The 19,755-nt window shown below is 72.9% G+C and carries 18 protein-coding genes and 1 pseudogene; 17 read left to right on the top strand and 2 right to left on the bottom strand.

Features of this window, described 5'->3' with window-relative positions; genetic code table 11:
• Positions 1–179: 179 nt before the first annotated feature.
• Together AB0J04_RS23145 and AB0J04_RS23150 are read left to right on the top strand one after the other, a co-directional pair.
• Positions 180–983: an FCD domain-containing protein gene (locus AB0J04_RS23145; RefSeq protein ID WP_363170437.1), complete on the top strand. Its 804-nt coding sequence runs from the start codon at positions 180–182 to the stop codon at positions 981–983.
• A 144-nt stretch (positions 984–1,127) separates the two neighbouring features.
• Entirely contained in the window at positions 1,128–1,469 is a 342-nt protein-coding gene (locus tag AB0J04_RS23150; protein ID WP_363170438.1) for a hypothetical protein, read from the top strand.
• Positions 1,470–1,841: 372 nt separating this feature from the next.
• On the opposite strand, the gene AB0J04_RS23155 is transcribed toward AB0J04_RS23150, so the two are convergent.
• A complete protein-coding gene (locus tag AB0J04_RS23155; RefSeq protein ID WP_363170439.1) occupies positions 1,842–2,426 on the bottom strand; it encodes an acyl-CoA dehydrogenase family protein in 585 nt (194 codons plus the stop codon).
• Between the two features lie 145 nt (positions 2,427–2,571).
• Between AB0J04_RS23155 and AB0J04_RS23160 the strand changes: the two genes are divergently transcribed.
• Together AB0J04_RS23160 and AB0J04_RS23165 are read left to right on the top strand one after the other, a co-directional pair.
• Positions 2,572–4,950, top strand: coding sequence for a SpoIIE family protein phosphatase (locus tag AB0J04_RS23160; RefSeq protein WP_363170440.1), 2,379 nt, complete (start codon positions 2,572–2,574; stop codon positions 4,948–4,950).
• Between the two features lie 70 nt (positions 4,951–5,020).
• Positions 5,021–5,506, top strand: a complete 486-nt coding sequence (locus AB0J04_RS23165) for an SRPBCC domain-containing protein (protein WP_363170441.1) — start codon at positions 5,021–5,023, stop codon at positions 5,504–5,506.
• A gap of 121 nt (positions 5,507–5,627) precedes the next feature.
• Here AB0J04_RS23165 and AB0J04_RS23170 read toward each other — a convergent pair.
• Positions 5,628–5,981 (bottom strand): annotated as a pseudogene (locus tag AB0J04_RS23170) (PAS domain-containing protein); the annotation flags it as partial.
• Positions 5,982–6,120: 139 nt separating this feature from the next.
• On the opposite strand from AB0J04_RS23170, the gene AB0J04_RS23175 reads away from it, so the two are divergent.
• From AB0J04_RS23175 to AB0J04_RS23235, 13 genes are all read left to right on the top strand, one after another.
• On the top strand, positions 6,121–8,202 hold the full coding sequence (locus AB0J04_RS23175) for a SpoIIE family protein phosphatase (RefSeq protein ID WP_363170442.1): 2,082 nt from the start codon (positions 6,121–6,123) through the stop codon (positions 8,200–8,202).
• Between the two features lie 222 nt (positions 8,203–8,424).
• Positions 8,425–9,528: a hypothetical protein gene (locus tag AB0J04_RS23180; RefSeq protein WP_363170479.1), complete on the top strand. Its 1,104-nt coding sequence runs from the start codon at positions 8,425–8,427 to the stop codon at positions 9,526–9,528.
• Positions 9,529–9,668: 140 nt separating this feature from the next.
• Entirely contained in the window at positions 9,669–11,513 is a 1,845-nt protein-coding gene (locus tag AB0J04_RS23185; RefSeq protein ID WP_363170443.1) for a phage tail sheath C-terminal domain-containing protein, read from the top strand.
• Positions 11,514–11,524: 11 nt separating this feature from the next.
• The gene (locus AB0J04_RS23190; RefSeq protein WP_319345079.1) at positions 11,525–12,046 is read left to right on the top strand and encodes a phage tail protein; all 522 of its coding nucleotides are present in this window, start codon (positions 11,525–11,527) and stop codon (positions 12,044–12,046) included.
• Between the two features lie 4 nt (positions 12,047–12,050).
• The gene (locus AB0J04_RS23195; protein WP_363170444.1) at positions 12,051–12,758 is read left to right on the top strand and encodes a hypothetical protein; all 708 of its coding nucleotides are present in this window, start codon (positions 12,051–12,053) and stop codon (positions 12,756–12,758) included.
• Positions 12,755–15,241, top strand: a complete 2,487-nt coding sequence (locus AB0J04_RS23200; RefSeq protein WP_363170445.1) for a hypothetical protein — start codon at positions 12,755–12,757, stop codon at positions 15,239–15,241. The genes AB0J04_RS23195 and AB0J04_RS23200 overlap by 4 nt, the downstream gene beginning before the upstream one ends.
• Complete coding sequence (locus AB0J04_RS23205) at positions 15,238–16,428, top strand: DUF4255 domain-containing protein (protein ID WP_363170446.1); 1,191 nt, start codon at positions 15,238–15,240, stop codon at positions 16,426–16,428. The genes AB0J04_RS23200 and AB0J04_RS23205 overlap by 4 nt, the downstream gene beginning before the upstream one ends.
• Positions 16,425–16,670 carry a hypothetical protein gene (locus AB0J04_RS23210; RefSeq protein WP_363170447.1) on the top strand — a complete coding sequence of 82 codons (246 nt, stop codon included), beginning with the start codon at positions 16,425–16,427 and terminating at the stop codon, positions 16,668–16,670. Before AB0J04_RS23205 ends, AB0J04_RS23210 begins: the two co-directional genes overlap by 4 nt.
• Positions 16,667–17,311, top strand: a complete 645-nt coding sequence (locus tag AB0J04_RS23215) for a hypothetical protein (protein WP_363170448.1) — start codon at positions 16,667–16,669, stop codon at positions 17,309–17,311. The genes AB0J04_RS23210 and AB0J04_RS23215 overlap by 4 nt, the downstream gene beginning before the upstream one ends.
• A gap of 68 nt (positions 17,312–17,379) precedes the next feature.
• Entirely contained in the window at positions 17,380–17,703 is a 324-nt protein-coding gene (locus tag AB0J04_RS23220) for a LysM domain-containing protein (protein WP_363170449.1), read from the top strand.
• A complete protein-coding gene (locus tag AB0J04_RS23225) occupies positions 17,703–18,821 on the top strand; it encodes a hypothetical protein (protein ID WP_363170450.1) in 1,119 nt (372 codons plus the stop codon). The genes AB0J04_RS23220 and AB0J04_RS23225 overlap by 1 nt, the downstream gene beginning before the upstream one ends.
• Complete coding sequence (locus AB0J04_RS23230; protein WP_363170451.1) at positions 18,818–19,381, top strand: phage baseplate assembly protein V; 564 nt, start codon at positions 18,818–18,820, stop codon at positions 19,379–19,381. Before AB0J04_RS23225 ends, AB0J04_RS23230 begins: the two co-directional genes overlap by 4 nt.
• A gap of 19 nt (positions 19,382–19,400) precedes the next feature.
• Positions 19,401–19,751 (top strand): hypothetical protein, encoded by a 351-nt coding sequence (locus AB0J04_RS23235; protein ID WP_363170452.1) that lies wholly within the window; start codon positions 19,401–19,403, stop codon positions 19,749–19,751.
• Positions 19,752–19,755: the final 4 nt, after the last annotated feature.

A 19,755-nucleotide genomic window follows, 5' to 3' on the forward strand; every position in this document is an offset into this window, starting at 1 on the left:
CAGCCTAATAGGTAGATGAATCACCTGTATACCAGAAGTCTCACCGAAGCCCCGCAGGAGTTCCACCGAAGTCCCGCCGAAGCCCCGCCGAAGCCCCGTCAAGGGAAGATCCACCCATCCCTTGACCTGGTACTCTCGATGCACTAAGACGATTCATTTTACTATTTGAGGAGCCCATCGTGGCCGAGGCAGCCCGCGCCAGCAAAACGGCGACCGTGCCCGTCCCCGCCCGCAGCCGCGTCGGCCGCCAGGTCCGGGTGCCGAAGACCGCCGAACTGGTCGCCGCGCACCTGCGCCGCCAGATCGTCCGGGGCGAGCTGCAGCCGGGCGACGCGCTGCCGCCGGAGTCGGGCCTGATGGAGCAGTTCGGGATCTCCCGGCCGACCCTGCGCGAGGCGTTCCGGGTGCTGGAGTCCGAGTCCCTGATCACGGTCCGCCGCGGGGCCCACGGCGGCGCCCGGGTGAGCGCGCCCGACGCGGAGGTCGCCGCCCGCTTCGCCGGCCTGATCCTCGAGTACCGCGGCGCCACGCTGGGCGACCTCTACCGCGCGGCGGCCATGATCGAGCCGCCCTGCGCCCGGCAGCTCGCCATGAAGAACACACCGGAGGACATCAAGCGGCTGCGTGACGCGGTGGCCGCCGAGAAGACCGTCCTGGACGACCCGCTCGCACTGGTCGAGGCCCAGGACACCTTCCACGCGCTGCTGGTCGAGCTCACCGGCAACCAGACGCTGACCCTGCTGTGCAGCATGGTGCGCACCATCATCGACCGCGCCAACGCCTCGCACACCGCGGCCGCCACGGACGCCGAGACACAGAAGGCACAGGCCCTCAAGGGGCACCGGGCGCATGTGCGGCTCATCGGCCTGATCGAGTCCGGCAAGGCGGACGAGGCGGAGAAGCTGTGGCGGCGGCACATCTCCAGCGCCGACGACGTCGTGAACGCGGCCGACCCCAAGACGGTGCTCGAACTCCTCGACTGACCCGGCCCCGACGCCGTCCGCCGCCACCCCCTTGCTTCCGAGAAACAGTTAGATAATTACAGGAGGCGTACCGATTAGCTCTGGGGTCCGGAGGCGACGGGCACGGCCGAACAGCGCAAGCGCATCTTCGACTGCGACCAGCACATGTACGAGGAGCGGGACTCCTTCACCCGCTACCTCCCGAAGGAGTTCCTCGGTGCCGCAGTCGCGCCGGTGACGCTGCCGGACGGGCGGGAGGTGATTCTCGCCGGGGACCGGATCGTCGTGTGCCTGGAGCCGGAGTTCGGCCAGGTGTACCGCCCCGGTTCGCTGAAGGAGATGCTCAAGGCGATGGGCTCGGGCAACCCCGAGGAGACGTACCAGTTCGAGCCGATGCACGAGGCGTACCAGAACCGGGACGCCCGGCTGCGGGTCATGGACGAGCAGGGGCTGGACCAGACGATCATGTACCCGGGCGGCTGGGCCTGGTCGCCGAGGAGTATGTGAAGGGCGTCGAGCCGCTCTACGCCAACTACCACTCGTTCAACCGGTACATGAACGAGGTGTGGGGCTTCGACCACCAGAGTCGCATCTACGCCCCCGCCCTGCTCTCGCTGCGCGATCTGCCCAGCGCGGTCAAGGAGTTGGAGTACGTCCTGGAGCAGGGCGCCCGCTTCATCCTGCTGCCCACCGGGCCGGTCTACGGCCGCTCGCCGGGCGACCCGTACTTCGACCCGTTCTGGAAACTGGTCAACGAGGCCAAGGCCAGCGTCTGTTACCACATCAGCGAGTTCTACTACAACTCGCAGGTGGCGCCCTCGTGGGGCTTCGACCCCCACCCCATCCACTTCCGGATGTCGGCGTGGCAGGGCAGAACACCTATGGCCAGCGGCCCATCGAGGAGACGCTCTCCGCGCTCATCTTCGACAACCTCTTCGGCCGTTTCCCCGACATCAACGTCCTGGTCTCCGAGTCGGGCAGCCCGCCGCCGGTGCACCACGCCTTCTGGCCGCGGACCAGGAAGTGGTCGCCGTGGTCCTCGGCGGTGGTGCGCAGCGCGGCGGCGTCGGACCCGCTGTCCGGCTCGCTCAGGCCGACGGCGAGCCGGTGGCGGCCGGTCATGACGTGCTCGCGGATGAAGTCGCGCTGCGCCTCGCTGCCCCACCGGAACACCGTGATGCCGGGGATGAGCACCCCGATGCAGCACATGGCGACGTCGAAGCTGGCCCGCCCCAACTCTTCGGCGATCAGGACGAGTTCGAGCGGCCCGCCGCCGTCGCCGCCCTCCTCCTCGGCGAACGGGAGGGAGAACCGGCCCAGTTCGGCCATCCCCCGGAACAGCTCGGGCGGCACGACGCCCTCCTCGTCCCACCGCTTGGCCTTCTCGGCCGGGCACACGTCGGCGACGAACTGCCGTGCCGTCGCGCGCATCAGGTCCTGCTCGTCGGTCAGCCCGAAATCCACGGCCACTCCTCGCACCACCAGTAGGCAATTCATCTATCTAATTATTCTATGTTAGCGGATAGGGTTCTGGGGAACCCGAAGGAACCCGAAGGAGCCCGAGGCGCCCGAGGAGTGCGTATGCGCCGGTCGGCGTACCGTCGTAACTGTGGACGTCGCTGCGGACCGACTCGTGTCCTGCGCCACGCGTGAGGTCCGACTCCGCGCGGACCAGCTGATCCATGACGTGGAGCAGGCCCTGCGGCGCGACGTGCCCGCCATCTGGGAGGACCCGGACGTCGCCCGCCTGATGGCGGAGAGCGTCGCCGAGCACATCCTCGTCGCGCTGGCCGGCCTGGAGGCCGGCGTGGAGCCGAGCCTGCTCTCGACGTCCGCCATCGACCTGGAACGCACCCGTCGGGTGGCCAGGCGCGGATCGCCGCTGAGCGTGATGCTGCGGTCGTTCCGGCTCGGGCAGGCCGTCGTCCTCGACCGGCTGCTGGCCGAGCTGCCCAAGCTCACGGACGACGCAGAGCTGCTCAGCACGGCGACCCGCCGGCTGGTCGCGACGGCCACCGGATACGTCGACCGGCTGTCGGAGCAGGGCGTGGCGACCTACCAGGAGGAACGGGACCGGCGGCTGCGGTGGCGGCTGTCGATGGTCAACGACGCGAGCATGCGCATCGGCACCACCCTCGACATCGTCCGCACCACCCAGGAGCTGGCCGACCTCGCCACCGAGTACTTCGCCGACCTCGTCACCGTCGACCTGCTCGACTCCGCGCTCCGCGGACACGACCCGCAGGCGCAGGGCCCCTTGATGCTGTGCCGGGTCGCCCAGCGGGCGGCGGAGGGCGTCCCGGAGCCGGCGATCCGGCCGCAGCAGCTGCACACCTGGCCGAACGGCACCCCGCCGGCCCGCGCCCTGCTCACCGGGCGGCCGGTCCAGCACCGCTCGGGCCCGGCCGGCGCCGCCCACGCGACGCTGGCGGTGCCGCTGCGCGCCCGCGACTCCGCCCTGGGCGTCGCCCAGTTCGTCCGCCACCGCGATGCCGGCGCCTTCGACGACGAGGACCTGCTCCTCGCCCAGGAGATCGTCGCGCGGGCGGCGGTGGCCGTCGACAACGCCCGCCGCTACACCCACGCCCGCAGCGCCGCCCTCACCCTCCAGCGGAGCCTGCTCCCCCGGCACACCGCGCGGCAGTCGGCCGTCGACATCGCCTCCCGCTATCTGCCCGCCGGCGGGCAGGCCGGCGTGGGCGGCGACTGGTACGACGTCATCCCGCTCTCCGGGGCGCGGGTCGCCCTGGTGGTGGGCGATGTGGTCGGTCACGGCATCCACGCCGCGGCCACCATGGGCCGGCTGCGGACCGCGGTACGCACCCTGGCCGACATCGACCTGCCGCCCGACGAACTCCTGACGCACCTGGACGACGTGGTCCTGCGACTGTCCGCCGAGGCCACCACCGACCCGGACCCAGCCCCGGAGACCGGCACCGGCACCGGCACCGGCGGGGACGCGACCGGCCGGGACGGGACATTCGTGGCGGAGGCCGGGCAGGAGGGCGGCGAGGAGATCGGCGCGACCTGCCTGTACGCCGTCTACGACCCCGTCTCCGGCCGCTGCACCCTCGCGCGCGCGGGGCACGTGGCGCCCGTCGTGGTGGCCGTCGACGGAACCGCCGACCTCCTAGACCCGTCGTCCGCAGGTCACCCGTTCGTGAAGATCAATCGGACATGCTCGACCGGCGTCAAACAGAGCCGCACACCTGGGCATCGCACGGTGCCCGGGTTTCGGTCAGCCCCAGTCGGACCCGGTCGTCGATCATGGTTTCGGCAGTCACGAACGAGTGACCTGCGAAGTCCGGGCCTAGATCTCCCCGCCGGCCCCCCGCTCGGCCTAGGCGGCCTGCCGTTCGAGGCGGTGGAGATCGACCTGCCCGAGGGCAGCGTCCTCGCCCTCTACACCGACGGCCTGATCGAGGCCCGCGACCACGACGTCGAGACGGGCCTCGCCCTGCTCCGGCAGACCCTCGCCCGGCCCGCTCCCTCGCTGGAGGCGACCTGCGACGCCGTGCTCGACGCCCTGCTGCCGACGCGTCCGGACGACGACGTCGCCCTGCTCCTGGCCCGCACCCACATCCTCGGCGGCGATCACGTCGCCAGCTGGGAGCTGGACGCCGATCCGGCCGCCGTGGCCCGGGCCCGGTCCGACGTCTCCCGGCAGCTCGGCGTCTGGGGACTCGACGAGCTCTCCTTCACCACCGAGCTGGTGGTCAGCGAGCTGGTCACCAACGCCGTCCGCTACGGCCGGCCGCCCATCGTGTTGCGCCTGATCCACGACCGTTCTCTCCTGTGCGAGGTCTCCGACGCCAGCAGCACCACCCCGCACCTGCGCCGGGCCCGCGTGTTCGACGAGGGCGGCCGCGGCCTGCTGCTGGTCGCCCAGCTCGCCGAACACTGGGGCACGCGCCACGCCCGCAACGGCAAGACGGTCTGGGCCGAACTGGGCGACTCCGCCGGTCTGCCGGCCTGGGACGTCGGATGACCAAGGAAGAGAACAAGGAAGAGAACAAGGAAAAGGAAGAACACGCAGCAGGACAGGAAGGACCGGACACATGAGTGTGACCAGCGTGGACAAGGACTTCGACAGCCTCTCCCTCACCGTGACCGCCGAGTTCCCGGCCGGGGCCGAGCAGGTGTGGCAGCTGTGGGCGGACCCCCGTCGGCTGGAGCGCTGGTGGGGGCCGCCGACCTACCCGGCGACCGTCGAGAAGCACCAGCTGACCCCGGGCGGCGAGGTCGCCTACTTCATGACGGGCCCCGAGGGCGACGAGCACCACGGCTGGTGGCACGTCACCTCGGTCGCCCCGCCGGCCTCCCTGGAGTTCACCGACGGCTTCGCCGACGACAAGGGAAACCCGAGCCCCGGCATGCCGACCACCACCGTGCGCGTGCGGCTGACCCCGCACGGGGACGACACCCGCATGGAGCTCCGGTCCGGTTTCGGCACCCGGGAGCAGATGGAACAGCTCATGACCATGGGCATGGAGGAAGGCCTCAAGCAGGCGGTCGGCCAGATGGACGAGCTCCTCAGCGAGTGACATGGACACCTGCGCGGACGAAGGCCGGGTCAGGGCATCTCCTGCTCGGCCCAGATGATCTTCCCGTCGGCCGTGTACCGGGCTCCCCGCCGATGGGCGAGCTGGGCCACTCGTCGTCGCCGATCCGGAAGGACGCGGAGGCCCGCAGGTCGACCTCGACGGTACGGCCGTCGCGGTGCCGCAGGGCGATGGCACCGCTCCACCCCCTGCCCGCCCGGCAGCGCTCGGCGACGGCGGCCACCCGGGCCGGGTCCCGGGCCGTCGCCGTCAGGCCGGCGGCGGAGCGGCCGACCACCTCCGCCGCCGGGGGGCCGAGCAGCGCCTGCGCGCCTCGGGTCCAGCCGACGACGACGCCGTCCGCGGACACGATCGCCGCCGCGTCGGTGGACGCGTCGAGGAGATCGCGCGCGCCCGCGGGGGCCTCGGCCTCGCCTTCGGCCTCGGGGGCCTCTCGCGCAGAATCCGCAGAATCCATGGGTGCCGTCCTCTGCACGACCATGGTCCTGCTTGTCCGCCCGATGCGCACGGCGCCGCCGGGCCGCCCTCGCCGGAGCACCCCGCTACCGGACTGGCCGGGCGAGGCGCAGCATGGAGGTGCTGGAGGAGGATCCGCGATGACAGCCGAACCCATCCGGTCCGAGGGCGACCCGTACCGCCCCGGGGCGCCCCCGCCCACCGGTCTGCTGGACATGCTGAGCGTGGCGGCGATGGTCGTCGACGCCGACGGACGCATCGTGTTCTGGACCCCGCAGGCCGAGGAACTGTTCGGGTACACCGCGCAGGAGGCCCTCGGGAAGTACGCGGCGCGGCTGTTCATCCACCCCGAGCACCTGAAGTCGGTGGTGCGGCTGTTCACCGAGGTGCTGGAGACGGGCCGGAGCTGGGCCGGCGCCTTCCCCATCCGGCACAAGGACGGCAGCAGCCGGCTGATGGAGTTCCGCAACATGCGGCTCCAGGACGACCTCGGGGGCGTCTACGCGCTGGGCATCGCCGCCGACCACGGTCTGCTCCAGCGGGTGGAGACCGATCTGGCGCTGTGCGAGCGGCTGATCAACCAGTCCCCGATCGGGCTGGCCCTGCTGGACCCCGAACTGCGCTACATCCTGGTCAACCCGGCGCTGGAGCGCATCGACGGCATCCATGCCGAGGACCACGTCGGCCGTCTCCTCAGGGAGACCCTGCCGCTGCCCGACGTGGACACCATCGAGTCGGCGCTGCGCCAGGTGCTCACCACCGGCACTCCGCTGCTCGACCAGTACCACGTGGGCCGGCCGCAGACCGACCCCGAGCACGAGCACGCCTGGTCCCTGTCCTTCTACCGGCTGGAGGATCCCGGCGGGCGGATCCTGGGCGCGGCCGCCTCGGTCGTCGACGTCACGGAACGCCACCGCGCGGCCGCCGAGGCCGACCGGGCCCGGCGCCGCCTGGCCCTCATCGCCGAGGCCTCCACCAAGGTCGGCACCACGCTGGAGGTGGAGCGGACCGCGCACGAACTGGCCGAGATCGCCGTCCCCCAGCTCGCCGACGTGGTCGCCGTGGACGTCCTCGACTCCGCCCTGGCCTGCCGCCGCTCCCGCCGACCGGACAACGGCCCGGAGCTGTTCCGCGCCCTCGCGCTCAAGGCCAGCCACCCCACCGTGGCGCTGCGCGCCGCCGACCCGCCCGGCGACCTCGCGGCCTACGACGGGGACCGGCTGGTCACCCTGTGCGTGCACACCGGACGGCCGGTCCTGGTGCGGCACGTCGGCGACCAGGACCTGCCCCGCATCGCCCGGGACGCCGAGGCCGGCTCGCTGCTGGCCCGCGCCGGGGTGCACTCGTATCTCGCCGTGCCGTTGATCGCGCACGGCGAGGTGCTCGGCGCCCTCGACCTCAAGCGCACCCGCAACCCGCTGCCGTTCGACGAGGACGACGTCATCCTCGCCAGTGAGCTGGCCGGCCGGGCCGCCGTGGCCATCGACAACGCGCGCTGGTTCCAGAGCGTGCGCAACACCGCGCTCACCCTCCAGCGCAGTCTGCTGCCCGACCACGCCCCGCGTCAGACCGGTCTGGAGCTCGCCTCCCGCTACCAGCCCGCCCAGGCCACCAGCGAGGTCGGCGGCGACTGGTACGACGTCATCCCGCTGAACGACGACAAGACCGCGCTGGTCGTCGGCGACGTCATGGGCAACGGCATCGACGCCGCCGCCACCATGGGCCGACTGCGCACCGCCACCTGCGCCTACGCGGACCTCGACCTCGACCCGGGCGCCGTGCTCCAGCATCTCGACAAGATCACCTGCGATCTGGAGCACTACATCGTCACCTGCCTGTACGCCGTGTACGACCCCCACGCCGGACAGTGCCGCATCGCCAACGCGGGCCACATGCCGCCCGCGCTGGCCCGCCCGGGCCGGGCCCCCACGCTGCTCGAACTCCCCGCCGGAGCCCCGCTGGGCGTCGGCGGCGTCGCCTTCGAGACCACCACGACCGAGTTCTCCCCCGGCGACCTGCTGGTCCTCTACACGGACGGCCTTGTCGAGACGCGCCACCACCCGATCGACGACCGGCTGGCGGTCCTCCTCAACTTCCTGGACGAACCCGACCGTCCCCTCGAAGAGATCTGCGACCTGCTGCTGTACGGCCTGCGCCACCCGGACGACCACGACGACGTCGCCCTGCTGGTCGCCCGAGCGCTGGCGACCGACGCCGGGTGACCGAGCCGGACGACCGAACCGGACGACCGAGCCGGGTGGCCGCGACACCCTCGTACGTCTGAGGTTCAAGTGGGCGCGGTGGGGCGGTTCACTGACGGCTCGACCGACCGACACACGAGGATCGGGGGATCCCAGTTGCACGCGCCCTACGCGTCCCACACGTCCCACGCGTCCCACACGTCCGGACGAAGCCTCGTCGCGGCGGTGCTGCGGTGGTGCCTCCTGGCGGCGGTCCTGGTCGGCGCGGCGGCGGCTCCCGCCCGCGCCTCCGGGCCGCCGGCCGCGCCACGCGACGCGCCGGCCGCGGTCACCGCGGTCGAGGTGCCACCCGGGGTGACCGCGGGTGTCGCGGTCTTCGACCGGCAGACCGGGACCTTCACCGAACAGCTGAATCCGCGGCTGCGGTTCCGGTCCGCGTCGGTGGTCAAGCTGCTGATCGCGCTCGACCACCTGTGGAACCGGGGCCCCGACCACACCCTGCCCGCGGACGACCGGGCCCGCCTCGACGCGATGCTGCGCGCCAGCGACGACGCGAGCGCCTCCTTCTACTGGGCACAGAACGGCGGCGGCGCGATCGTCGACCGGATGGTCGCCCGACTCGGCCTCGCCGACACCGCGGGGCCCCCGGCGGGCTACCCCGGGTACTGGGGTTACACGGCGCTGTCGGCGGCCGACACCGTACGGATCTACCGCCACCTCCTGGACAGCGCTCCCGCCCCGGTCCGCACCCTCGTCATGGGCGACCTGCGGCAGTCCGCGCGGTGCGGCACGGACGGCTTCGACCAGCGCTTCGGCATCCCGGCGTCGTTCGAGCGCCCGTGGGCGGTGAAGCAGGGCTGGTCGGGCTTCGGCGACTCCGGCAACTGTTCCGACCTGACCGCCCCGACGGCCACGACCGCCGCGGACGTGGATCTGACGCAGCGGGCGCTGCACACCACCGGGACGGTCGGCACCGGGGACCGCTCGATCGTCGCCGTGTTCACCCTGCATCCGACGAGCACCTCGTTCGGCGCCGCGTACACCGCCCTCGGGCGGCTGGTCCGGTCGCTGAACGTGCCCGGGGGCGTGCGTCCGGCCGGTACCTGGTTCGGCACCTGGGGATCGGACGTGCGGGTCCGGGCCGACACGAACACCTCCTCGACCGTGCTCACCAGGCTCCCGGCGGGGGTGGAGGTACTCGTCCGCTGCCAGAAACAGGGCAGGCGGGTGGAGGTGCCGCCGTACGTCAACGACTGGTGGGCCTATCTGCCGCTGTACGGCGGATACCTCACCAACATCTACGTCCGGTCACCGGAGAACCGGTTGCCGGACGTCCCTCTCTGCTGACCCGAGGTCCTCTCCTCACCCGATCGACGCAGCCCGTGGCCGCCCAGAGCGCAGTGTGACGATATGTGCGTATACGGTGAAAACGGATCACGACCAGCGTCCCTCCAGGTCGGCGCGTCCAGGAGGAGAAAGGGGCCGGCATGCCGGTGAACGTCACCTACCCGGGCGTCTACATCGACGAGGTCAAGAGTGCCGTCCGGACGATCACGGGGGTGCCGACCTCGGTGGCCGCCTTCGTCGGCTACGCACCCCGCGGCCCGGCCGACCGGCCCGTGCACATCACGGGCTGGGCCGACTACGAGGCCGTCTTCGGCGGACTGCAGACGAACTGCCCGATGAGCTACGCGGTCTACCAGTTCTATCTGAACGGGGGCAGCGAGGCGGAGATCGTCCGGGTGGTGAAGACCGGCGAGCCGACCGTCGAACTGCCGCTCGCGAGCGGCACACCGCCCCAACAAGCCGCCAAGCCGTCGTCCCCGACCTCTCCCGCTCCCGCACCGGCTACGGACAGCGGGGGAGGCGAGTCCGCCTCCGGTACCTCGGGGGACGCCTCCGCCGCCGCCGACGACAAGAAGAAGAAGGGCGGGGGTGATGCGAGCGCGAAGACCTCGGCTTCGACTTCGACCTCGACCTCGACCTCGGCTTCCACCTCGGCCTCCAGCCCTTCGAACGGGGGCTCCGCCGGCACCCCGACCCTCGTCGCCGCCTCTCCGGGACGCTGGGGGCTGAGCCTCCGCGCGCGGGTCGACCACGAAACGCAGCCCATCCCGGACGAGAAGGACCGCAAGGTCTTCAACCTGACGGTCCGTGACATGGAGACCGGCGCCGAGGAGAGATACCTCAACGTCAGCGTCGAGGAGGGCAGCCCGCGCAGCCTGGAGCACCTCCTGAAGTCCTCACAGCTGGTGCGCCTCAATTCCCCTCTCTCCACGGTGCCGAAGCCCAACGATTCCCCGGACGAAGGCGATCCGTTCAAAACCAAGCCGAAAGACGGCAAGACGTACCACTACCCACCGACCGACGACGGAACCGGTGCGGACTCCGAGCCCAGCTCGGACGACTACATCGGTGACGCGGCCAAGAAGACAGGTCTGCACCAGCTGTTGAAGACGGACATCTTCAACATCCTCTGTCTCCCCGACGCCGAGCGAATGGGCGACACGGCCGCAGGCGCGCTACGCCCCATGGCGCTGAAACTGTGCCGGGACCGGCGGGCCGTCCTCCTCGTCGATCCGCCGCTCAGCTGGACCGACCAGCAGCAGGGCGGCACCGGCAACTCCGGCGTCCTGGACGCTGTCATCGCCAAACTGGGCGAAGTCCAGAAAGACGAGTCCGACAAGAACGCCGCGCTGTACTACCCCCGTGTCCTCGCGCCCGACCCTCTGCTAGGAGGCGCGCCCCGGCCGTTTCCGCCCTCCGGGGTCATGGCCGGCGTGCTGGCCAGGACCGATGTCCAGCGGGGTGTCTGGAAGGCGCCGGCCGGTACGGACGCCTCGTTGACCGGGGTCAGCGATCTCGAAGTCCCGCTCACCGACCTGGAGATCGGCCGGCTGAACCCGCTCGGCGTGAACTGCCTGCGGCGGCTGCCGGCCGCCGGTCCGGTGGCCTGGGGAGCCCGCACCCTGCGCGGGGCCGACCGGCTCGCGGACGAGTGGAAGTACCTCCCGGTCCGCCGGCTGGCCCTCTTCATCGAGGAGAGCCTGTTCCGGGGCACGCAGTGGGTGGTGTTCGAGCCGAACGACGAGCCGCTGTGGGCGTCGGTCCGGCTGAACGTCGGCGCGTTCATGAACTCGATGTTCCGCGCGGGCGCGTTCCAGGGCCGGACTCCGACGGAGGCCTACCTGGTCAAGTGCGACAAGGACACCAACCCGCAGAACGACATCGACCGCGGGATCGTGAACATCCACGTGGGCTTCGCCCCGCTGAAGCCCGCGGAGTTCGTGATCGTGCACATCCAGCAGCTCGCCGGACAGATCCAGGTCTAGGAGGACTACCGATGCCGGAAGTCACGCGCCGGGACCCCTTCAAGAACTTCCGCTTCCGGGTGAAGTTCAGCGGGGAGACCGCCTACATCGCCGGAATCAGCAAGGTCAGCGGCCTCAAACGCACGACCGAGGTCATCCGGCACCGCGACGGCGGCGACCCGGGCACCAGCCGCAAGCTCCCCGGCCGCACCGAGTACGAGGCCATCACCCTGGAGCGCGGCTGCACCATCGACACCGCCTTCGAGGAATGGGCCAACAGGGTCTGGAGCCTCAAGAACTCGGCGGGCGGACTGGAGACCTCCCTCAAGGACTTCCGCCGGGACCTCATCATCGACGTGTTCGACGAGGGCGGCCAGCAGGTGCTGTCCTACTCCGTCCACGAGGCCTGGGTCTCGGAGTACCAGGGGCTTCCCGAACTCGACGCCGGGTCCAACGCCGTCGCCTTCGAGCACATCAAGGTGGAGCATCACGGCTGGGTGCGGGAGCACACCAACCCGCCGCAGGAGCCGCAGTTCAGCGACACCGCCGGGTGACCGCGTGCCGCCACGACTGACGGAGGCGAACGTCCTCGAGGTGTGGGAGGGCGGGCTCGGCGGCACACCGGCGGCCCGCTCCCTCCTGCTCGCCTCGGTGGCGGCCCCGGCCGGTTCGGAGGTCGCGGATCTGCCGCTGAGCGCCGTCAACGCCCTTCTGCTGAGCCTGCGTTGCGAGGCGTTCGGCGAGGCGCTGCCCTGCACGGCCGACTGCCCGGCGTGCGGCGACAGCCTCGACGTCACGGTGACGGCCGGGGAGTTGCGGCCCTCGGCGACGGCCGTTCCCGCCACGGGGACGCTGACTGCGTCCGGGATGACGGTCACGTACCGCGCTCTCACCGGCCGGGACGTCCACGCCGTCGACCCCGCCTCGCCCCGGGCCCGCCGCAGCCTGCTGCGGCGGTGCGTCGTGGACGTCAGTCCACCTGTCGACGACCTGCCCGACGAGGTTCTCGAACAGGTGGCGCTACGGCTCCCGGAACTCGATCCGGGAGCCGACACCGTGCTGGTCCTCGACTGCCCGCAGTGCGAGCACCGTTGGGAGGCCGCGCTCGACATCGCCGAGCACCTCTGGGTCGAAGTGTCCGGCTACGCACGGAGGTTGCTGCACGAGGTCCACTCCCTGGCGCAGGCCTACGGCTGGTCGGAGGCCGACGTGCTGTCGATCGGTCCGGCGCGGCGGCGGTTCTATCTGGAGGCGAGCGCCGGATGAACGACTTCGTGGACCGGGTTCTGCGCGCACCGGGCCCCCGGCTCAGGCCGCTCACCCCGAACGTCTTCGACCCGGCCGCACCACGCCCACCGAGCGCGCACGCTCCGCTGCGGGCACCGGATGCCCCCGAGCTGTCCCTGCCACCGGGCGAGGTCGGTGCACCTGAGGGTTCGACGGTGTCCGCGCCGCCGCTCCCGCAGAATCCGCAGCATTCCGGCGCGGGCCCCGTGGACGACGTCCAGGAGCCGCCGACGGTCGCCGCACCGCCGCGCACCGAGCAGCCACAGCGTTCGGACGCGGGCTCCGTGAGCGACGTCCGCGAGCAACCGACGATCGCCGCACCGCCACACACCCAACGCCCACAGCCTCCGGACGCCGACCCCATGCACGACGTCCGCAAGCAGCCGGCACTCGCCACACCGCCACCCGGCCACCGACCACAACCCTCGGGCGCAGCCCCAGCGCACGACACCCCCGAGCAGCCGGCACTCGCCACACCGCCACCCGGCCACCGACCACAGCCCTCGGGCGCCGGTCGCGTGGGCGACGTCCGTGGTGGGTCGGTCCGTCCGACGCCGTCGGTCGAGCAGCGTGCGACTGCGGGCGGGCCGTATCCCGGGGAGTCCTCGCTGTTCCCGGCTGACCGGTCCCATCAGGCCGCCGACGGCGACGCCGTCTCCGCATCGCCGCGCGCGGACGCTCTTTCGGACGGTGACCGTCCCGCTCTGGTCGGTCCGGGTGCCGTCGCGGACGGCCGCGTCCCCACCGCCCCACCCCGTCCGGGCCGGCCCGACCGCCCTGCCGCGCCGGGCCGTCCTCAACCGTCGGTCGACGAGCGTGCGGGGGCGGACGGACCGGACCGCAGGGACTCCTCGCCGTTCCCGGTCGACCGGTCCCACCGGGCCACCGACAGCGCCCTCTACGCGGCACCGCCGCCCGGCCGTCAGCCCGGGGCTCGGTCACGTGCGGGCGTCCTCCCCGGCGGTGACGGACCCGCCGGCCCGGCCGAGGAGAGCCGCGCCACCACAGCCGACGAGGGCACCGCCGCGCCTGACCCGAGCCGCGTCGCCGACCCGGTCGGCGCTCCGGCGGCCGTGTGGACCGGTTCGAGCCCCGACAGCGAGCGGACTCGTCCGCCCCGCAGCGAACCGGAAGCGCCCGGTGCGACACCGGTGGCGTCGCGTCCTGGTCCGGTCACGCCCTCGCCGCCCCCCACGGACTCCGGTGCTGCACCCCAGGCACCGGGCACGCGGCCGAAGGCTCGGGGCGCACGAGCGAAGGCCCCGCGCGCGCACCCGGAAGCCCGGAGCCCACGTGCAGAGGCTCGGCTCACGCCGCCGCAGGATCCGCCGACGCCGAGGGCCGCCTCGCGGCAGCGGGCCAAGCCCGAATCCACGCCACCGGCCGCACCGGCAACCCCACATGCCCCGCAGGACACGGTCGCCCCGCGCCATCAGACCTCACCGCAGGACCTGACCGACCCACGCTCCCCGGCCACGCCGCGCGGCGCGGCCGCCTCACACGCCCAGGCCTCGCCCCAGGAACCGGGGCCGCCGCAAGACACGACCACCTCGCGCCCGTCGGCCGCACCGCACAACGCGGTCGCCCCGCACGACCCGGCCGCCGCGCAAGTCCCCACCTCACCTCATGGCGCGATGGCCGCACCTGCCCCGGCCGCCTCACACTCCCCGGCCTCCCCGGCCTCCCCGCAAGGCTCAGCCTCGCCGCACGACGCCGCCGGACGGCAAGACACGGCAACCCCGCAGTACCAGGTCGCCCCGCACAAGCCGCAACGCGCCCCGCACGCCCCGGTCGTCCCGCATGAGCTCCGGCTCGACGCGCCCGCTCGGTCCGGCTCCCCGCGCACGTCACCGGGCAGCCCGGACGCTCGGCCGGAGGCGCAGAACACGTCCGCGGGAGCTTCCCGCGTACCGCCGGAGGCGCAGAGCGCGCCGCCACAGGAACGCGCCGTATCGCCCGGGCACCGCCACCGGACGTCCCGTTCGGGCCCGGCCGCGCCGCCCGGCCCCGCGCCGACCAGCCCTCCGCACACGTCACAGCCCACCCCGGCCGCTCCACCACGCAAGGCGCAGGACACCTCGCCGCCGAGCCCGGTCGCGGCGCACCAGGACGTCGATGCCGCCTCCGGCTCACCCCGTGCGAGCCGGAGTGCGTCGCCACCGCCCGACGGCCCGGCGACCCGCGTCGGCACCCTCGGTGGAGCCGACGCTGTCACGCGGCCGGCGCGGTCCGAAGCAGCGGCCGTCGCCGCCGCGCCACCGCCCTCCGGGGCCACCGCGTCCCACGCCGTCTCCGGGCCGCCCCGGCCGGACGACTCCCCCGCGGCGACCGTCGTGCAGGTCACCATCGACCGGCTGGTCGTCCGCACCGCGGGCGCCCGGGCGGCCGCGGCCGTCGTCGACGCTGCGGCTCCGCGGCGGTCGGGGATGAGTCTCGAGGAATATCTCGGGAGGCGGCCGTGAGCGACGCGTTGGCCGTGGCCGCGGTGACGGAGACGTTGCGGGCCGCGTTGCAGGAGGCCGTCCGGCGCACAGTGCCCGAGGGGGTGGTGACGGTGCGTCATCCCGGGGGCATGGACAAGGACGACCCGCACGCGCCGGCGCTCAACCTCTTCCTCTACCGCACCACCGTCGACGCCGCCTGGCGGAACACCGACCCCCTGGGCGCGCACCCCGGTGAGACCCGCCACCCGGCGCTTCCCCTCGTCCTGCACTACCTGTTCACCGGGTACGCGCCCCCGGACACGGACTCCACGCTCCCCGAGCGGCTGCTGGGCGCGGCGATGGCCGCGCTGCACGATCGTCCCGTGCTCGGCGCCGACGCCCTCAAGGCCGCCGCCGGCTTCAGTGATCTGCATCTGCAGCCGGAGTCGGTGAAGGTGACCCCGGCGGTGGTGCCGGCCGACGAGATGTGGCGGCTGTGGACGGCGCTCGGTCACGGCTACCGGCTGTCGGTGCCGTACGAGGCCCGGGTCGTGCTCATCGACAGTTCCGTGCCGGGCCGGACGCCCCTGCCGGTGCTGCGGCGCGGGACGGCCGGTTCCGGTCCGGAGGCCGCGCCGACGGCGGCGGAGCCGTGGCCAGTGCTCCAGGCCGTGCTGCCCGCGATCGCGTCGCCGGGCGCCGATGTCGTGCTCGTCGGCAGCGGGCTGCGGGTGGGAGCGGCGAGCGTCCGGCTGACGCATCCGCTGCTCGGCGGGCCGGTCGTGCTGCCGGCCCGTGCCGACGGAGCCGCCGCCGTCCGGGTCACCCTGGACGAGAAGCTCGGCGCGGGCCACTGGTCCTTGGTCGTCGTCCTCACGGCTCCCGACGGCAGCGAGCGGACCACCGCGCCCGGCAGTCTCCGGGTCGCGCCGCGCATCGCCGGCACGCTGCCGCTGACCGCCCCGCGCGACGGCAAGGGGGCGGTGGCGCTGTCGGTGGACTGCGCTCCCGCGGTGCACCCCGGTCAGCGCGTCGAACTGCTGGTGGCGGACGTGCCGGTGCCCGCCGAGCCCTTCGCGCGGACGACGCGCAAACTGCGGTTCCGGCTGGCGGCCGGTCTGCCGGGGCGGTATCCGCTGCGGCTGCGCGTCGACGGCGTGGACAGCCCGCTGGCCGAGGCGGGCGCCGACGGGTTCGACGCCGACACAGCGGTGGTGATCTCATGACGGCGGCACCGAGGCGCGTCGAACTGCGCATCCGCAGGCTGGAGTTGGACTCGTCCGAGGCCGGCGGTGTGTCCCGGGCGGCGCTCTGCGCGGCCGTCGAGGCGGAGCTTTCTCTGCTGCTCGGCCCAGCCCCCGCAGCCCCCGCGACTCCCACGCCCGCCGACTCCGACGTCACCGTCCTCGCCCGGCGCATCGCCCGCGCCGTGCACCGGGAACTGCGTGTCGGCGAGGGGGCGTCATGACCAGGCCGGCGCCGCGGCGGGGCGGCTTCGTCTTCCTCGATCCCGAGCAGGGGCGGGTGCTGAGGGTCGTGCCCTTCCAGTACAACCCCGACAGCATCACCCGCACGCTCCAGCCGCGGGGCATCGGGGCCGACGCCGGTGACCGGCTGGAGGCGCTGCGGTTGCAGGGACCGCCCCGGGAGACGTTCCGGATCGACGCCGAGTTCGACGCCACGGACCTGACGGCGGCCCCGGCGGGCGGTCCGGCGCCGCCCACCGGTTCCGGGCTGTTCGGGATGCTGTCCGCGCTGGAGACGGCGGTCGCGCCCACGGCCGCGCAGTTGACCCAGCAGAACGACCTGGCGGCCAAGGGCATCCTGGAGATCGCTCCCGTCCAGGGCCCGCTGCCCGTGCTGGTGCTCGGGGCGCACCGGGTGCTGCCCGTGCGGATGCTGGACCTCGACGTGGCGGAGGAGGCCTTCGACGCGGAGCTGAATCCGATCCGAGCGCGGGTGACGCTGACGGTGCGCGTCCTGACCGTCGACGACGTCGGCTTCGGCCACCGGGCCGGCGGGCTCTATCTCCAGTACCAGCAGGGCCGGGAGCGCTTCGCGGCGCTCGTCGGATACGGCGGCGCGGCGGTGGGCTACGCGGGGGGTTGAGCCACCGGCCAGGACCCGCCGGGACCGGTCAGGACCAGCCAGGACAAGGCAAGGAGGAGATCAGGCGCATGTTCGAGCCCAGCAGCAGGTATCACGCCGTTCCCACGACGACCCGCACCCTCCCGGACGGGCGGACCGTCACGCATCTGCGACGCCGGTTCCTGCCGCAGCCCGAGGAGCTGATGGCCGTCGGCGAGCACGTCGTCGCGGCCGGGGACCGGCTCGACCGGATCGCGGCCCGCTGGCACGGCGATCCCGAGCAGTCGTGGCGGATCGCCGACGCCAACCGGGCCATGTGTCCCGACGACCTGACGGCCACCGCCGGACGGCGACTGCGGATCACCCTGCCGGCCGAGGCGTCGGCGGCGGCCGGCGGCGAGCCCGCGCGGTGATGACGCACCATCTGCACCTCATGCTGCTCGTCGGGGACACCGTGCCGGCTCCCGCCCCGGCGACGCTGGTCGACGCCCTGCACGGGGTGCGGATCACCTCCGCGAGCGGGCGGACAGGCGGCTTCCAGCTGACGTTCGCGGTCAGTGCCGGGTCGCCCGTCGCCGGGGCGGTCATGCCGGGCGGGGCGCTGTACGCGAAGAAGCGGGTGGTGGTCGCCGTGGTCCTGGCCGGCCGGTGCCATGTGCTGATGGACGGTGTGGTCACCCATCAGGAGATGCACGCGGGCCGCGGTCCCGGCTCGTCGTTCCTCGTCGTGACCGGCGAGGACCTGACCGTGCTGATGGACCTGAAGCACGTCCGGCGCGCCTACCCGGGGCTGCCGCCGCAGTTGCGGGCGACCGTCGTGTGCGCGGCGTACGCGCAGTACGGGATCGCACCGCGGGCGGTCGCCCCGGTCCTCACGGACCAGCCGAATCCGGTGATCGACATCCCGGTGCAGTCGGCGACGGATCTGGCGTATCTGCGGGCGATGGCCGCGGACGTCGGGCATGTCTTCCACCTCGAACCGGGCCCCGCCCCCGGTGCCAGCACCGCCTACTGGGGGCCGCAGAACCGCGACGGGGCGCTCCAGCCGGCCCTCACCACGGGCTGTGGCGCGGCCGACAACGTAGAGGAACTGACCTTCTCCTTCGACGGGTTGGCCGCCTCCGGTTACGCCACGCACCGGATGGAGCCGCCGTCCACGAGCGCCTCCGAGGTGACCGCGCCCGAGCCGGGCGTGCTGCGCCGGAGTCTGGCGGCGAGTGGGGCGGAGGCCCTGCGCACGGGTGCGCTCACCGGGCAGACCGGCCGCTCCCTGACCAGGACCCTGCTGGCCGGGCTGGGCCGCGAGGTCGCCGTCGACGCCGTCACCGGGCGTGGCACCGTCGACGTCCTGCGGTACGGCCATGTCCTCGGCGCCCACGGTCTGGTGGGCGTGCGCGGGGCGGGCCGGGCGTACGACGGGCGCTACTTCGTGGCGGCCGTGACCCACGACCTCACCCGGGACACCTACCGACAGCACTTCACGCTGGTCCGCGACGGGCTCGGCGCCGACACCCAGGCGGTGACCGCATGACGACGACAGCACGGACGACAGCGGCGCAGACGGCGACAGCGGGGGTGAACCAGTGGCTCGGTCTGTACGAGGGGGTCGTCGTGTCCGCCGTCGATCCGACCGGGGTCGGCAGGCTGCTCGTCCGGGTCCCCGAGGTGCTGGGCGACGACGCCCCGGTGTGGGCCGCGCCGCTGACCCCGCTGGCCGGCTCCGACTGCGGCATGTACGTGGTGCCGCCGCCGGACTCCGGGGTGTGGGTGCGGTTCCTGGACGGGGACCCCGAGCGAGCGGTGTGGGTCGGGTTCCGCCGGGGCGGATCGGGGGACGTGCCGTCGGCCGCCAAGTCGACGCCGCCGGGCGTTCCGCAGATCGTGCTGGCCACGCCCACCGGGAACGCCCTGGTCCTCAGCGACCTGCCGGGGCCCACCGGCGGGATCAAGCTGCAACTGCACGGCGAGAACGGTCCGTTCATCAAGATCAACGAGACGTCGATCGAGATCTCCTGCGGCCCCGGACTCGCCACGATCCAACTCGTCGGACCCCAGGTCACCGTCAACAACGGTGCGCTGACGGTGTTGTGAGGAGAGGGGTGAGGAGACCATGCCCGGACTGCTGCTCCACTACGGCGCGCTGATGATGTGCGCGCACCCGCCCGGTCTCGTGACCGTCCCCGCGCCGGTCCAGCAGCGGGTCCTGGTCGGGCCCCAGCCCGTGCTCACGAGCGCCGACATGTTCCTCGTCGCCGGTTGCACCTTCCCCGCGATGAGCATGGGGGCGCCGCCGTGCACGAGCGTCACCTGGCTCCAGGTCTCCGCCAGGGTGCGGGTGAACGGTCTGCCCGTGCTGCTCCAGCCGACGCCGGTCGGCGTGGCCCCGGCGATGGGGGTGGGCACGCCGCCGCCGAACCCGCCGATGGTGATGGCCATGCAGTTCCGGGTGCGGGGGATGTGAGGGC

The sequence above is a fragment of the Streptomyces sp. NPDC050263 genome, assembly GCF_040655955.1.
Lineage (GTDB): Bacteria > Actinomycetota > Actinomycetes > Streptomycetales > Streptomycetaceae > Streptomyces.